The sequence below is a fragment of the Streptococcus mitis genome (assembly GCF_946190335.1).
GTDB lineage: Bacteria > Bacillota > Bacilli > Lactobacillales > Streptococcaceae > Streptococcus > Streptococcus mitis_CH.
In genome coordinates, this window is the sequence record NZ_CAMHZN010000003.1 from 1 (window position 1) to 14994 (window position 14994).

14 protein-coding genes and 1 tRNA gene are annotated in these 14994 nt (G+C 35.4%); all 15 read right to left on the minus strand.

Annotated elements, in window-relative coordinates; translation table 11 throughout:
- Positions 1–5 precede the first annotated feature (5 nt).
- Positions 6–77, minus strand: a tRNA-Glu gene (locus N8O43_RS05125).
- An 88-nt stretch (positions 78–165) separates the two neighbouring features.
- Complete coding sequence (locus N8O43_RS05130; RefSeq protein WP_261089649.1) at positions 166–645, minus strand: sigma-70 RNA polymerase sigma factor region 4 domain-containing protein; 480 nt, start codon at positions 643–645, stop codon at positions 166–168.
- A 120-nt stretch (positions 646–765) separates the two neighbouring features.
- The gene (ftsH, locus tag N8O43_RS05135) at positions 766–2724 is read right to left on the minus strand and encodes an ATP-dependent zinc metalloprotease FtsH (RefSeq protein ID WP_000744566.1); all 1959 of its coding nucleotides are present in this window, start codon (positions 2722–2724) and stop codon (positions 766–768) included.
- A gap of 15 nt (positions 2725–2739) precedes the next feature.
- Positions 2740–3282 carry a hypoxanthine phosphoribosyltransferase gene (gene hpt, locus N8O43_RS05140; RefSeq protein ID WP_049543473.1) on the minus strand — a complete coding sequence of 181 codons (543 nt, stop codon included), beginning with the start codon at positions 3280–3282 and terminating at the stop codon, positions 2740–2742.
- Between the two features lie 4 nt (positions 3283–3286).
- Entirely contained in the window at positions 3287–4564 is a 1278-nt protein-coding gene (tilS, locus tag N8O43_RS05145; protein ID WP_261089652.1) for a tRNA lysidine(34) synthetase TilS, read from the minus strand.
- Positions 4561–5829, minus strand: coding sequence for a serine hydrolase (locus tag N8O43_RS05150; protein WP_261089655.1), 1269 nt, complete (start codon positions 5827–5829; stop codon positions 4561–4563). The genes tilS and N8O43_RS05150 overlap by 4 nt, the downstream gene beginning before the upstream one ends.
- The gene (locus N8O43_RS05155; protein ID WP_020902316.1) at positions 5822–5944 is read right to left on the minus strand and encodes an SP_0009 family protein; all 123 of its coding nucleotides are present in this window, start codon (positions 5942–5944) and stop codon (positions 5822–5824) included. The genes N8O43_RS05150 and N8O43_RS05155 overlap by 8 nt, the downstream gene beginning before the upstream one ends.
- Before the next feature lie 4 nt (positions 5945–5948).
- The gene (locus N8O43_RS05160) at positions 5949–6317 is read right to left on the minus strand and encodes a septum formation initiator family protein (protein WP_000041905.1); all 369 of its coding nucleotides are present in this window, start codon (positions 6315–6317) and stop codon (positions 5949–5951) included.
- Positions 6310–6576, minus strand: a complete 267-nt coding sequence (locus N8O43_RS05165) for an RNA-binding S4 domain-containing protein (protein ID WP_001234978.1) — start codon at positions 6574–6576, stop codon at positions 6310–6312. The genes N8O43_RS05160 and N8O43_RS05165 overlap by 8 nt, the downstream gene beginning before the upstream one ends.
- A 57-nt stretch (positions 6577–6633) precedes the next feature.
- The gene (gene mfd, locus N8O43_RS05170; protein ID WP_261089656.1) at positions 6634–10137 is read right to left on the minus strand and encodes a transcription-repair coupling factor; all 3504 of its coding nucleotides are present in this window, start codon (positions 10135–10137) and stop codon (positions 6634–6636) included.
- On the minus strand, positions 10138–10707 hold the full coding sequence (gene pth, locus N8O43_RS05175; RefSeq protein ID WP_000163938.1) for an aminoacyl-tRNA hydrolase: 570 nt from the start codon (positions 10705–10707) through the stop codon (positions 10138–10140). It lies immediately after the preceding gene.
- A gap of 72 nt (positions 10708–10779) precedes the next feature.
- The gene (gene ychF, locus N8O43_RS05180) at positions 10780–11895 is read right to left on the minus strand and encodes a redox-regulated ATPase YchF (RefSeq protein WP_001218721.1); all 1116 of its coding nucleotides are present in this window, start codon (positions 11893–11895) and stop codon (positions 10780–10782) included.
- 84 nt (positions 11896–11979) lie between these two features.
- On the minus strand, positions 11980–12174 hold the full coding sequence (locus N8O43_RS05185) for a DUF951 domain-containing protein (RefSeq protein ID WP_000285186.1): 195 nt from the start codon (positions 12172–12174) through the stop codon (positions 11980–11982).
- A gap of 64 nt (positions 12175–12238) precedes the next feature.
- On the minus strand, positions 12239–13375 hold the full coding sequence (gene dnaN, locus N8O43_RS05190; RefSeq protein WP_247953451.1) for a DNA polymerase III subunit beta: 1137 nt from the start codon (positions 13373–13375) through the stop codon (positions 12239–12241).
- Between the two features lie 158 nt (positions 13376–13533).
- The gene (gene dnaA / locus N8O43_RS05195; protein WP_261089658.1) at positions 13534–14895 is read right to left on the minus strand and encodes a chromosomal replication initiator protein DnaA; all 1362 of its coding nucleotides are present in this window, start codon (positions 14893–14895) and stop codon (positions 13534–13536) included.
- Positions 14896–14994: the final 99 nt, after the last annotated feature.

Here is a 14994-nt window from a genome sequence, read left to right on the forward strand (position 1 = left end):
TACCATAGTCCGTACGGGATTCGAACCCGTGTTACCGCCGTGAAAAGGCGGTGTCTTAACCCCTTGACCAACGGACCTGAGTTGTTTTCAACTCTTACTATTATACAGGCTTTTCAAACTTTGTCAACTACTTTTTCTGTTTTTTTCTTTTTTTTGCATAGCTTCTTACCGAGTACGGATATCAAACTCCTTAAACACAATACGTAAGTCTCTTAATACTCTTTGACGCCCTCGGAAGCGTTCATGTCTTAAGACCCGTTCTAACTCTTCTTGTTTGTCTTTACTTTGTTTGTTTCTATAATCTCTTAGTGTTTCATGAAAGAGATAATACTCATCTAGCCAGAGACCTCCCTCACTGATACGATGACTGATCTCACCTACTTCTTCATAGGGTTCTTTATCATATCTACGCTTCTGACTTTCTTGCTTACGGATATAGTCTAGGATTCGATTTCGAAACTTGGTTTTGAAATATTTTCTTAAACGAGGAATATCTTCTGCCAGATCTTCTTCTCTGCTAATCAATTCATGTAAGCAAATCATCCCCTCTTGGTCCCAATCCGATAACTCCCATAAATGAAGGTAATATTCATTTCTACACTTATATACAATTCCCTGGACTTCTTTATACAATTCTTTAAACATAACGTTCCCCTTTCTAGATACAGTCTAACAGATTCAGAAACACTTTTGTCCCATTTCCCCATTCTGTTCCCTACACCGTCTAAACTGCACAAAAAAAGAGAGGTCTTGCCTCTCTTTGGGTTATTTCTCATCATTCATTTTTGACTTTACTTCATCATAGGATAGTGCATGTGATTCCTCTTCTACTGTTTCAGGCATCTTTCCTGTTTCATAAAGAGATTTAATTTGTGTACTATCCAATGTTTCGTATTTCAATAGTGCTTCTGCAATCAACTTGTGAGTTTCACGATTTGACTGAATAATTTCAGCAGCTTTATTTCGTGCCTCATTTAATAATGAACGAACCTCTTCGTCAATTTCATAAGCTGTTTGTTCTGAAATTGATTTTTGAGGACTCTGTGCACCAAACATAGCATGGTTTCCTTCATATTGAACTGGACCAAGTTTTTCACTCATACCGTACTCTGTAACCATTGCACGCGCCATTTGTGTCGCCTGTTCAAAGTCGTTTGAAGCTCCTGTAGTTTGGACATTAAAGATAATTTCTTCGGCTACACGTCCACCCATTAAGCCAGCCAATTGCTCTTTCATATCTTCTTTAGATAGAAGCATTTGATCCTCTTTAGGAAGTGCAATCATATAACCGCCTGCACGACCACGTGGTACGATGGTAACTTTATGCACAACACGAGCATTCGACAAGACTAGACCAACAATGGTATGTCCTGCCTCATGGTAGGCAACCAATTCACGTTCTTTTTGTGAAACTGTCTTATCTTTCTTAGAAGGACCAGCAATAACTCTATCCTCTGCTTCATCAATATCTGAGGCATCAATTATCGATTTATTGCGACGAGCAGCGACTAAAGCCGCTTCATTCAATACATTCTCTAAATCAGCACCAACAAAACCTGGAGTTTGTTGAGCCACTAATTTCAAATCAACATCTTCTGCTAAAGGCTTGTTCTTAGCATGAACTTTCAAGATTGCTTCACGACCCTTAACATCAGGACGGCCAACCAATACTTTTCTATCAAAACGTCCTGGCCTCAAAAGGGCAGGGTCTAGTACATCTGAACGGTTTGTCGCAGCAATGACGATAATCCCTTCATTTCCCTCAAAACCATCCATCTCAATCAAAAGTTGGTTCAAGGTTTGTTCACGTTCGTCATTTCCTCCGCCAAGACCAACTCCACGTTGACGTCCAACAGCATCAATTTCATCGATAAAGATAATAGCTGGTGCTGCTTTTTTGGCATCTTCAAAAAGAGAACGAACACGACTAGCTCCAACTCCGACAAACATTTCTACAAAGTCAGAACCTGAGATACTAAAGAATGGAACACCTGCTTCTCCTGCAACTGCTTTGGCAAGCAAGGTCTTCCCTGTTCCCGGAGGTCCCTCCAAAAGAACACCTGCTGGAATACGGGCTCCAAGTTTTGTAAATCGTTTTGGATCTTTTAAAAATTCAACAACTTCAACTAGTTCTTGTTTTTCTTCCTCAGCTCCAGCAACATCTGAAAATCTTACTTTAATATCTTCTTTATTTGCAGCTTTAGCCTTACTACGTCCAAAACTCATCGGGTTACGGCTATTATTTCCTCCCATATTTCCCATCATAGAGAATAGGAAGAAGAATAGAATACCGAATGGCACAATGGATACAAGAATATTAATCCACATACCACTTGAACTTTCATGCTTAACAGTTACTTCCGCCTTATGGTCAGAAGCAAGTTTTTGCAATTCTGATACTGTAGTATCTGAAGGAAGAATAATACTTGAAAATTTCTCTACTGTTGTAGCAGAAGGAGAAAAGAACTGGATACCTGTTTCTTCTTTACTTGTTTTAGGATTTTTATAAACACCTGAAACTTCGATAACACTGCCATTTGGTTGGTAAGTCAATTCTTTTACATTGTCATCGGTAATTTCTTTTACCAATTCTGTATAATTAATTTGCTCACTTTTCCCTGCAACACTACCTGTACTAAAATACTGGTAAGCTGTAACTAGGAAAAAAATAAGTAATAACCATAGAAAAGGATTTTTAATTAAACCATTATTTTGTTTTTTCATTAAAAATTGTTCTTTCTAATTTGAATATACTTCTTCTTTCAATACTCCAACATAAGGAAGGTTACGATAGTTTTCTTTGTAGTCTAAACCATAACCTACTACAAACTCATTTGGGATAGTAAAGCAGGTATAGTCTGCCTCAATTTCTACAACACGTCCCTCTGGTTTATCCAACAAGGTTGCAATTTTAACAGAAGCAGCCTCTCTTGCTTTAAACATATCTCTTAAACTCTTCAAAGTTTGACCTGTATCAATGATATCTTCTATAAACAGAACATGTCTTCCTTTGATATCTTGAGTCACATCTTGCTTGATATTGATGACACCACTACTTGCTGTTCCACCATGATAGCTAGAAACCATCATGAAGTCCATTTCAATATGTGTGTCGATATGTTTAACCAATTCAGCCATAAAAGGAATAGATCCTTTTAAAATCCCAACTAAAATTGGATTTTTTCCTGCATAGTCTTTAGTGAGTTGAGCACCTAATTTTTTAGCAGCTTCTGTAATTTCATCGTGTGAAACGAGGATTTTTTTAATATCGTTTTCTAACATTTTTTTACCTATCTATTTTTTCTATATAAAGTACAGTGTTCATTATATCATTTTTCGTGTTTTTACTCAAATTACTGGTCGCAATTCCCAAAATTGAGACAATTTCACCAAATTGCTCAATAATCAGAGCAGATTTCCGCTTTTCCATAGGAATTTTCAAATCAATAAATAGACGTCTGAGTTTTTTTCTATACCCATTTTGAATCAAAAAATCTCCTGTTTTTCGATGACGAATGTGTATTGATGTTTCGCGTGAAACAGGTACCTGCTGAATTAATTCACCTTCTAAAGGAAGTCCAAAGGAAAATAAATAACCTTGGTAAGATACCTGATTTTGATAGTGTAGCACAAGTTCATCTTCTTTTTCATCAGACTGAGGACTGATTTTACAAATCCGAAACTGTTGATACTCTTTTACTAATTCATAACCATTTTTAAGCGGATGACGATACTGGCTTTTAGTTTTTAAAATTTGTCTAACTTCTTCAAACTGAGCTTTCGTAAGATTCAAATCTGGAAAACGATTCAGATAAGTTTGAAGTAAAACTATTTGTGTAGACTCAGAGTAAGACAATAGCTGCTCTAAATTTTCTACATCAATATTCCTTGATAATTCAGCTATAGCTAAGTCATAATCTAAAATTTCATTGCCGATGCTTAAGATTGCATCTCTAAATCTAGGATTTTCTTTTTCTAATTCTGGTAAATAAGAATTTCGAATACGATTGCGAAAATAATGATTTTCCTTATTTGATGTATCTTCAAAGTGAAAAATTGGAGGAAAGTCTTTTTTCTGAAAATGCAAGAAGGGCCGAATGATTTCTATCTCTCCTACTACTTGCTTCTCCTTAATTCCTGATAGATAGCGCAAACGAGTGCCTCGAATCAAACGCATCAAAATCGTTTCCACCTGATCATCCGCATGGTGGGCAGTGACTAAGGCTGTCACACCTGTCTTTTTCATGACCTCTTGAAAAAAATCATAACGAAAATGTCGAGCCCGCGCTTCTGAAAATTCTCCTGAAAAATTGCTGATATAAATAGGAAGCTCTGCTTCAGCAGCCAACTTCCTTAATTCCTTTTCTTCCCAATCTGATTCTACTCTCTGCTTATGATTCACATGGGCTAGAATCAATTCAATTTCTAACTCTTTTTGATAAGTAGATAATACCTTAAATAGAAACATAGAATCTAACCCACCAGAAAGAGCTAGCACCACCTTAGTATGCTTTTTGAAATATCCCTTCTTGAGAAAATGATTTAAAAAATCTTGTTCCCTCATTTTAGAACCTCATAAACATCCTTGGCTATCTGAGAAATTGTATCATAATCAGAATTCTTAGTGAAAATAGAAAGAATAAATGGAGAATCTGCGTAGACAACACCCGTATCATGCTTAAATTCGTCCGCATCCCCAATTTTATGAGATACCTTCACAGAAACACCTTTGGCAATTCGCTGATTATCAAAATCTGTTTTAGTCAAAGAATCCAATACAAATCCATTTTGGTTATAAATAGCTTCCATGACTTTCCCAGCCATTTTAGAAGAAATCAATTTTTCTTTTGGATCCCAATCATCTCCCATAATAGCAGACATCTTGGATTTAAATGTGGCATCAGATTGGTTTGAAATGTAATATCCCAATAAATTATGAGCTACATTATCAGATTCTTTTGATACTTTCGTAATTAAATCCTTTAGAGAATACTCTTTATTATCCTCTTTTTTAGGAAGACTACCACTTCCTTCTGGTTTATAGGAACCTGGAAAATCATTGACTGCTGATACGTATTTTACAGTCGTGTCTAACTGATAAAGACCCTCATTTATTTTTTCTTGCGTATAGTAGAGATAAGGGAGTTTTAAAACACTAGCCGCATACATCTTTTCATCTTGATTGATACCAGCCTCTTTTCCAGTAGTCAGTTGCTTAATATAAATAGAGAAAGAATCTTTTTGATATTTTTCAGATAACATTTCTTGGACTTTACCTATCCGATTATCTTCTTCAGAAGTTGACTCCTTATCTACCCATCCATCCTGATCAATATATAAAAATTCTCTTCCTTCTACAAACATTGTCTTATCAATTGATACTTGCGAATAAGCTGATAAGGATGATTTCACTTCTTTTAAATCATAAGGGCTATTATACAGTTTAAAATCAGATTCTAACCATACTTTTTTTATTGTTGGAGTTACCTCTGACTGATCATATAAAAATCGTTTGTCTGCAGCAATAAATTGATGGTTGGATAACTTAAATACTGGAATTCCTTGTTTATTTAAACGCCACTCGGTTATTTGAAAACTTGTTTTTGGAGTCAATTTTCCAGATTCTACTACTAAATCTTCATTCGCATAAACAGGAACTTCTCCATAAACCATGGGAGAACTTAATTTTTCTCTAAAATAAATACCAAAGTCAGATTGTGAAAGGTAATAAATTTCTTTAGAAGTATAGACGACTTCTTTTTCTGTGCTAACGACTTTTGAAATGGTCAAAAAACTAGGTAGCAACAAAATAATTAAGAATTTACGCATTCTTCCTTTCCTTTTCTTCTTGTAAACGCAATAATTGATTTTTATCAGACAACTCTTCTAGTTTTTCATCCGATAGACTCAAAAATTGCTCAATTACGTCTAATAAATTTTCCATTTTATCACCTTGGGAGCAAGTCAGGAATCGTATAAACAGCTTCCCTATTCTTAGAATAATAATATTTTGCACGCATGTATTTAGCAGCGTAATCTTCATCTTTCAACTTTGTAGCAAAAGCTGTCTCTTTCTCCTTTTCCTCACTCAAGGTTTGATACTGAGTTTGCAAGTCTGATAACTGTTGACGTCTTTGGAGTAATTGATGATAGCTTTGAGCAAGATTATAAGTTGGTAAAATGAACAATAAAATCATCAAAATAAGAACCCAACCCATGAAACGATTACGTTTTTGTCGTTCTTTCATCAGATAGCGACGACGTTGGTGTTCATTTTGAATAAAAGAATTATTCAATTGTACGATATTTTTAGACATTTTCTTCTACCCGTGTTTCACTGATAATTTCATACATTCCTGCTGCATCTTCTTTTTTTGTACTATCCTTCATCTCTAGTACTTTTACAAGTAGCAACTTATTGCCAAAGCGAATTTCAACTTGGTCATTAACTTTCAAATCCGTTGAACTTTTGGCCAAGATTCCATTTACCTTGATTCTGCCTTTATCTGCTACTTCTTTTGCGACTGTACGACGCTTGATAATTCGTGATACTTTTAAATATTTGTCTAATCTCATTTTTATTACCTCAAATTATTATTGTATCATTTTTATCTACTTTATAGAAGAAAAATGTTAAAGGGAATTGCCTTCTTTCGACACTTTTATCTCTAATAAACTTTCTCCAAAAATGAGCAGACCTTCTAAAATTTCATAGTCCTTCTTGTTTCGGATATCAAACACAACTTCCATTAATCCCTTATTCTCAGCTATGGCTGCTTTTAAGTCCGTTGCGGATAAAGCTTTAAAATAATCTTGAGCCAAAAACAATCGCTGAGTAATTTTTTCAAATTGAACTGTAATCTTATTTTCTTTTCTTTCCACACGTTGAACAAATACCTTATCAAGATAAGACTTAACCAAACCAATCTCTAAAAGATAGGCTACCACGTCTGGGTACTCTCCAAATCGGTCCATCAACTCTTCTTGTAATTCTTCGTAGTTGACACGGTTGTCAATTTGACGAATTTTCTTGTAAATTTCAATCTTATGTCGTTGATCAGAAATATAGGTATCAGGAAGATAGGCATCAATTTGTAAAATCAATTCGGTATTTCCTTTGGTTCTTGTGTTCCCATTACCATGTCGTTTAGCAATAGCTTCCTCCAATAACTGCGAATACAATTCAAAACCAACAGAATCAATGAAACCAGACTGGGATTTTCCTAAAAGATTTCCTGCTCCGCGAATCGAAAGATCTCGCATTGCAATCTTAAATCCAGAGCCCAATTCTGTAAATCCTTTAATCGCTTCTAATCTCTTCTCGGAGACTTCACTGATTGATTTTTCTGGACGATACATGAGATAGGCATAAGCAATACGATTACTACGACCGACTCTTCCTCTTAACTGATACAAGGTTGACAAGCCCATATGGTCCGCATTTTCAATAAATAAAGTATTGGCATTTGGAATGTCCACCCCTGTCTCAATAATGGTAGTTGTCACCAAGATATCATACTGACCTTCAATGAAACCCAGTAGAGTATTTTCTAACTGAATCTCACTCATTTGCCCATGAACATACCCAATCGAAGCCTCTGGAATCAACTCCTGTAATTCTGAAACCTTCTGATCAATTGTGTCAACTTTATTGTAAAGATAGTAAACTTGACCTCCACGGTCCATTTCACGTAAAACAGCATCACGAATCACACTATCATTCTTTTCCAAAACATAGGTCTGAACAGGATAGCGATTAGTCGGCGGAGTTTCAATAACAGACAAATCTCTGATTCCCAGCATAGACATATGGAGGGTACGAGGGATTGGAGTAGCAGTCAAAGTTAGGACATCCACTTGTTTCTTCAGTTCTTTCAAGGTTTCCTTATGCTTGACACCAAATCGTTGTTCCTCATCAATAATCATCAAGCCTAAATCAGCAAACACAACATCTTTTGACAAAACACGATGGGTTCCAATCAAAATATCAACTTGACCCTTTTTCAATTTTTCAAGTGTTTCAGTCTGCTCTTTTTTACTTCTAAAACGACTCAACACATCAATATTAACTGCAAAATTTTGGAATCTCTCTTTAAAATTTGTATAGTGTTGTTGCGCTAAAACCGTCGTCGGAACTAGAACGACAACTTGTTTATGATCATTGACCGCCTTAAAGGCTGCACGCATTGCAACTTCAGTCTTCCCAAAACCAACATCTCCAACTAGAAGTCGATCCATGGGATGAGAATCCTGCATATCTCTCTTGATTTCCTCAATACTACGAAGTTGATCATCCGTTTCAACATAAGGGAAGGCATCATCAAAAGCATTTTGATTATCATCATCAGCTGAGAAAGCAACCCCCTTCAACTGACTACGCTCAGAATAAAGCTTGATTAAATCGTCAGCTATATCCTCTACCTGGTTCTTAACTTTTTGCTTAGCCTTTTTAAAATGACCATCATTTAATTTATTAAGTTTTGGAGCTTTCCCATCACTTGAAACATATTTTGACAGTAACTGAATCTGCTCAACTGGGATGGAGATTTGATCCCCATTTTGATATTGAACACTGACATAATCACGGTGAATCCCTTTGATTTCAATTGTTTCAATGCCTAGATATTGACCAATTCCATGAATATGGTGAACAACGTAGTCTCCTTTTTCAAGTTCATTGTAATCTTTTAATCTCTCTGCGTTTGAAACATGTTGTCTTCGAAAACGACGTTTTAATTTCTTTTGAAAAATCTCATGTTCAGTGATCAAGAGAATTTTTTCATCTACAAAATGAAAACCATGTCTTAGATTACCCTCAATGAAGTTTACAGATTCTTTACAGATACTTGACTTATCTCTGGAATCCAATTTAATCTGGTATTCCTCTAAAACACCCTCCAATGTTTTACTTCCCATTGAATTGCTAGACTGCAGAATAATGGTGTAGTCCATTTTTTTATATCGCTCAATTTCTTCTTTAAGAAAAGAAAATTGATTGAAAAACTCCTGCATGGGAAATTGATTAAATTGATAAATGTGATCAAACTTGAGATTTCCTAACCCTTTTTGGAGATTGGAGAAAAAGGTAACTGGACTTTGTTTTTTATAGGTTTGTTCTGTATCTGCAAAATACTGCATATCAGAAAATGATTTACCATTCTGTAAATCTTCTGTAAAGTATTGCGCTAACTCTCTTTCAAAGGCTTCATACTGATTCATCAATTTTTGGTAATCATCAAAAAACACTGGTGTATCTTTTTCAATATAATCAAATATAGTCCATGTTTTATCGTAACATAAAGATAAAAACTTTCGACTATCTGAATGTACTTGTTTTTGATGAAAACTTGACAAAATCTCTTCCAAGTATGATTTTAAAATTGGTGATAAGGTCTTTGAACTTTGCTTTTCTAAAGCTGACTGCCCTCGTAGATAGTCCTTTTCCCTCAAAAGTATATCACTTGCTGGAAAGATAGTGAGTTCTGTTTGATTTTCTTTTGATAATTGTGTTTCTACTTCAAAAGTCCGAATTCCATCTACTTCATCACCAAAAAACTCGATTCGGAAAGGTTCTAACTGAGACATCTCAAAAATATCTAAAATATCTCCTCGAATACTAAACTCACCTTGAGTTTGTACTTGCGTAACTTTGCGATAACCTATTTCCTTTAACTGATGGATAAACGTGTGTTGATCATATTCTTCACCAACTGTTATTTTTACAATACTATCTTTGAATATATTGGGAGACGGTAAAATCAATCGACTTGCTGCGATATTACAAACTAAAATCCCTTTCTTAGATGAATCAGTCAAAAAACGCAAGGCTTCAACCCGTGAAATGATTTTTTCTTGTGAAGACATCAAAAACTCGACCATAGGGGAGTCATCTACTAAAAATGGATAGACAAGTTCCTCACCCAAGACAGATATAAGATCACTAACAAGTCCTTCTGCTTCTCCATAAGTTGACGTCAATAACACAATCTTATCTTCCTGTCTCAAACTACTAGCAATTGCTAAAGCTTTTGTAGAAGTTGACAAGCCTAACATTAATTGTCTTTTCTTATCTGTCAGATTTCGATGCCATTTTTTTATCTGATTATTTTCTGAGAATAAATCTAATAAGGTTAACATTTATCCGTTATACCTCTGCATTGTTTTCTCAAAATTTTTCTCTTGTAAATAGTAGTTTACAGAATCGTCAACTTTGTCAATAGACTGTAAAATACCAATATAATCATCCTTGTCAAAGGTACTCAAAACATGGTTAACAACTGACATTCCATTTTTAGGTCTTCCGATTCCAATCTTAACACGATTAAAGGTTTGGGTTCCAATATGTTGAATAATAGACTTGATACCATTATGACCACCTGCGGATCCCTTTGCTCTTAAACGAATCTTTCCAACTTCCATGTCAAGATCATCATAAATGATGAGTAAATCTTCAATATCCAAACCATAGTAAGTCAATAAAGCATGAACCGCTTTTCCACTTTCATTCATAAATGTCGTTGGTTTGACAAGATAAATTTTTTCTCCATTTAGGAAAAAGGATGCTAGGTCAGCTTGAAATATCTTATCGTGTGTAAAAGTGACATTCTGTTTCTTCGCTAGTTGGTCAATCAACATAAAGCCAACATTGTGTTTTGTTTCAAAATATTTATCTCCTGGATTTCCCAAGCCTACAAGTAATTTGGTCATTTATTTTTCCTTTCAAAAGCCAAAAGGGTTGGAATTTTTTTCCAACCTAATTGACACTATTCATTAATTTTTTTAGACATTAAAGCGGAATTCCATGATATCGCCGTCTTGAACGATATATTCTTTTCCTTCTTCACGCAAGCGTCCAGCTTCTTTTACAGCCTTTTCAGATCCGTATTTCACTAGATCCTCATATGACATAGTTACTGCACGAATAAATCCTTTTTCAAAGTCTGAGTGGATAATACCAGCTGCTTGAGGAGCCTTCATACCACGTTTGAAGGTCCAAGCGCGAACTTCTTTTTCGCCAGCTGTGAAGTAAGTTCCCAGTCCAAGCAAGTGGTAAGCTGCACGAGTCAACTTGTCAACGCCTGATTCTGTCAACCCAAGTGCTTCAAGAAACTCTTGCTTGTCTTCTTCGTCTAACTCAGAAATTTCTTCCTCAGCACGCGCAGAAATAACGACTACTTCAGCATTTTCTGTCGCTGCGAATTCACGAATTTGTTTAACATAGTCGATAGAGTCAGGTTCTGAAACCACATCCTCGTCCACATTAGCAACATAGAGCACTGGTTTAGTCGTTAACAGGAAGAGACCTTTGACAACCTTTTGTTCCTCATCTGTAAATTCAATAGTTCGAGCTGATTTTCCATCTTCAAGAACAGGTTTAATCTTTTGAAGAACATTAAATTCTGCTACTGATTCTTTATCTTTTTGCGTACGTGCCATCTTTTCTACACGCATATAGCGCTTATTAACTGATTCTAAGTCAGCAAGAATCAACTCTAGGTTAATAGTATCAATATCTGCCAGTGGATCCACAAAGGCGTCTTCACGTCCTTGCTCGCGCATCACATTTTCATCATCAAAAGCACGAACTACATGAACAATCGCATCTACTTCACGGATATTAGCCAAGAATTTATTCCCTAGCCCTTCTCCTTTTGAAGCTCCTTTTACAATCCCTGCGATATCTGTAAATTCAAATGTTGTTGGAACTGTCTTTTTAGGAGTAATCATTTCAGTTAGTTTTTGTAGGCGTTCATCTGGAACTTCTACCATTCCAACATTTGGATCAATCGTCGCAAATGGGTAATTTGCTGCCTCTGCTCCTGCTTTTGTAATTGCATTAAATAGTGTTGATTTACCAACGTTTGGCAAACCAACGATACCTGCTGTTAAAGCCATATTTTCTCATTCTCCGTTTTCATTTCAATCCCTAATATTATAACACAAAAAAGGAAAACTTGCTAACCCTCTAACTAAGGGTTTTCAGTCAATAATTTTATTCATTTTTCGATCAAAATCATAGCGTCCCATCATGACAACATGGTCACAATTGCTACATTTGATTTTTATATCTGCTCCTACACGTGTAATTTCCCAACGATTAGCTTTTTTTCCTGTTGACTTGATTGTGCAAGCATGTGGTTTTTTCATTTCAACAAAATTTCCAACTTGATACATACTACTCTCCTTTTCTTTTTCGATTATATCATAAAAGAGGCGAGCCAGGCTCAACCTCTTTCACTTAATTTGTACGAACTGGTGTAATGAGCTGCATGAAGTCCTCATCAGTGTCTGCTGGCACAAGAGTAAATGGACGAACAGCTGAGATAAAACTAATGGTCACTTTTTCGCTATTTAAAGCTTTAAGAGAATCAATCAAGTAAGTTGGGTTGAAACTAATGGTCAAATCTTCACCAGTAACCTGATCAGTATCGATTTCTTCGTTTACTTTACCAACTTCTGGCGAGTTAACATGAGCGCTAACAATACCATCTTTTATTTCAAGTTTCACAGTACCATTTTGAGTAGCACTTGATAAAAGACGAGCACGTTCCATTGACTGGCGTAAGTTTACAACATCAAAAGTAATAGTAGTATTAAAGTCTGTTGGAATCAAACGATCTGTATCAGGATAGTTTCCTTCGAGGAGACGAGTATAGAAGCTAATATTTTCGCTTCTAAAGAGGATTTGGTTATTGGCAAAGAAAATCTCTACAGTTTCGATATCATCTGTAAATACCGCTGAAAATTCGCGTAGAGAACGGCTAGGAATCACGACATCAAAATCATCACTATTTTTCTCAAGCGTTAATTTTTTCTGGCTTAGACGATGAGAGTCTGTTGCAACTGTTTTTAGCTCCTTGTGTTGACTTAATACAAAATGAACACCTGTTAAAATTGGACGACTCTCTTGTGTACTTGCAGCAAATGCTGTTTCATTGATAATTTTCTTGAGTAATTTTGTTTCAAGAACCAAAGGAGTGCTTGCTGAAATTTCTTGGATTCGTGGGTACTGTTCGCTATCTTTTCCTTTTAGGGTAATTTCTGATTTACCACTCGTTAAAACAATTTGATTTTGTTCAATTTCTTTAAAATCAAGACTTACATCAGGTAGACTAGATACCACATTGATAAAGAAAGAAGCTTCAAGAAGGATCGAACCTAAAGAAGTAATTAACAGACCAGCATCTTCATTTTTTTGAGAAATAAAATTTTCAATTGAAATTTGACCATTTGAACCAATTAAAGTAACACCTTCATTGGTCACGTCAATTTTGACGGTTGATAAAATAGGAATAGCATTTTTAGAACTAATAGCTCTCTTAGTTGTATTTAATGCTTGTAGAAATAAATTTTTATTAATTGAAAAATGAATCATGGATTCTCCTTTATTTATTTTTAGTATTAGAAGGATAATAGTAATAATAGAGTCTGTGAAATCTGTGGAAAACAGACTTTAAACAAGTCATATCAAGTTTTTTGGCTTGTTTAAAAAATGTGGATAAAAAAGATAATAAAGTAAAAGTTATCCACAAGTTATTTGATTTTCTTTTTGATTGATTCAATTTCTAAACGTAAATTATCGTCTTCATCAATCAAAGATTTAATTTTGGCATGGGCATGAATAACTGTTGTATGGTCTTTTCCACCAAATTCCTTCCCAATTTTTGGAAGACTATTATCTGTTAGTTCTCTAGATAAATACATGGCTACTTGACGGGCTAACACAATATTTTGAAGGCGTCTACTTCCCTTCATTTCTTTGACGCTGACACCATAAAAGTTACCAACTTCATTTTGAATTTTATCAATTGGGATGACGAGCATTTGGCTAACATCTTGTTTACGTGCTCGAATAGCCTCTGCAGCGATATCGATAGTGATATCCTTGATTTTTTTTACTCTGGCAATTAAAGTGATGTCGTTGATTGCTCCTTCAAGTTCTCGGACGTTTGAATCAAATTGCCCAGCTAGGTATTCTAGGGTATCACTTTGGAAATTGTAGTCTAAATGCTCTGTTTTGCTTTGTAAAATGGCAATACGTGTCTCAAAATCAGGTGGTGTGATGTTTTGCGTCAAGCCCCAGCTAAAGCGCGTGACAAGCCGTTCTTCAAGTCCCTCTAGGTGTTTAGGGCTACGATCACTAGTCAGAACAATTTGTTTTTGATTGTTATGGAGAACATTGAAAGTATTGAAAAATTCTTCCTGAGTTGCAACTTTTTTTCCACTCAGCGATTGAATATCATCAATTAACAAAAGATCGAGGCTACGGTAGGTTTTTTTGAATTTATCCATTTCACCCAGTCTCAGATGTTCAAGAAAGTCGTTGATAAAGCTTTCAGCAGGAATGTACTTAACACGCGCATCGGGAATATTTTTCAAAATCTCATTCCCAATGGCATTGAGTAAGTGAGTCTTACCAAGCCCAGGTCCTCCATAGATAAAAAGAGGATTATAGGTTAAGGCCAAATCTTCAGAGACAGCCAAAGCTGCTGATACTGCCCAGACATTTCCATCCCCCTGAATAAAATTATCAAAGGTATACTTTTCTTTTAATCCAGTATCCGAATAAGGAATAGATGCTAACTTTGGATTATAGTCATAAAGAGTTGAATTTGGAGCTTCTTCAACTTGTGAGATAGTCGTATCTTGAGGTTTGATGAAAATATAGTGGGGAGTTATTTCAGCGTCATAAATTTCAAATCCAGCAACTACAATAATATCTTTTAGTTGTTTTTCCCAGACCATTTCCATTTCAGATCGTGGTAAAAATATAGTGGCAACATTTTCCTCTACCTTGATGAGTTCAGCTTGAATAGCATAGAAATCATACATGGATCGAGTCAGTCTTTCTTGAGCAAATTCTAATATACGATTCCAAAATTGTTTTTCTTTCAATCCTTTCTCCTCCTTTACTATTTAAAAGTTTAATGCTAGACTTATTTTACCATAGATAGTAAGAATTTTCCACAAGCTGTGAAAAATAATCCACAATGT

Bases quoted from the DNA above. Each gene is read 5' to 3' on its own strand.
- N8O43_RS05130 (WP_261089649.1), bottom strand. From the start codon at position 645: ATGTTTAAAGAATTGTATAAAGAAGTCCAGGGAATTGTATATAAGTGT.
- ftsH (WP_000744566.1), bottom strand. From the start codon at position 2,724: ATGAAAAAACAAAATAATGGTTTAATTAAAAATCCTTTTCTATGGTTA.
- hpt (WP_049543473.1), bottom strand. From the start codon at position 3,282: ATGTTAGAAAACGATATTAAAAAAATCCTCGTTTCACACGATGAAATT.
- tilS (WP_261089652.1), bottom strand. From the start codon at position 4,564: ATGAGGGAACAAGATTTTTTAAATCATTTTCTCAAGAAGGGATATTTC.
- N8O43_RS05150 (WP_261089655.1), bottom strand. From the start codon at position 5,829: ATGCGTAAATTCTTAATTATTTTGTTGCTACCTAGTTTTTTGACCATT.
- N8O43_RS05155 (WP_020902316.1), bottom strand. From the start codon at position 5,944: ATGGAAAATTTATTAGACGTAATTGAGCAATTTTTGAGTCTATCGGAT.
- N8O43_RS05160 (WP_000041905.1), bottom strand. From the start codon at position 6,317: ATGTCTAAAAATATCGTACAATTGAATAATTCTTTTATTCAAAATGAA.
- N8O43_RS05165 (WP_001234978.1), bottom strand. From the start codon at position 6,576: ATGAGATTAGACAAATATTTAAAAGTATCACGAATTATCAAGCGTCGT.
- mfd (WP_261089656.1), bottom strand. From the start codon at position 10,137: ATGTTAACCTTATTAGATTTATTCTCAGAAAATAATCAGATAAAAAAA.
- pth (WP_000163938.1), bottom strand. From the start codon at position 10,707: ATGACCAAATTACTTGTAGGCTTGGGAAATCCAGGAGATAAATATTTT.
- ychF (WP_001218721.1), bottom strand. From the start codon at position 11,895: ATGGCTTTAACAGCAGGTATCGTTGGTTTGCCAAACGTTGGTAAATCA.
- N8O43_RS05185 (WP_000285186.1), bottom strand. From the start codon at position 12,174: ATGTATCAAGTTGGAAATTTTGTTGAAATGAAAAAACCACATGCTTGC.
- dnaN (WP_247953451.1), bottom strand. From the start codon at position 13,375: ATGATTCATTTTTCAATTAATAAAAATTTATTTCTACAAGCATTAAAT.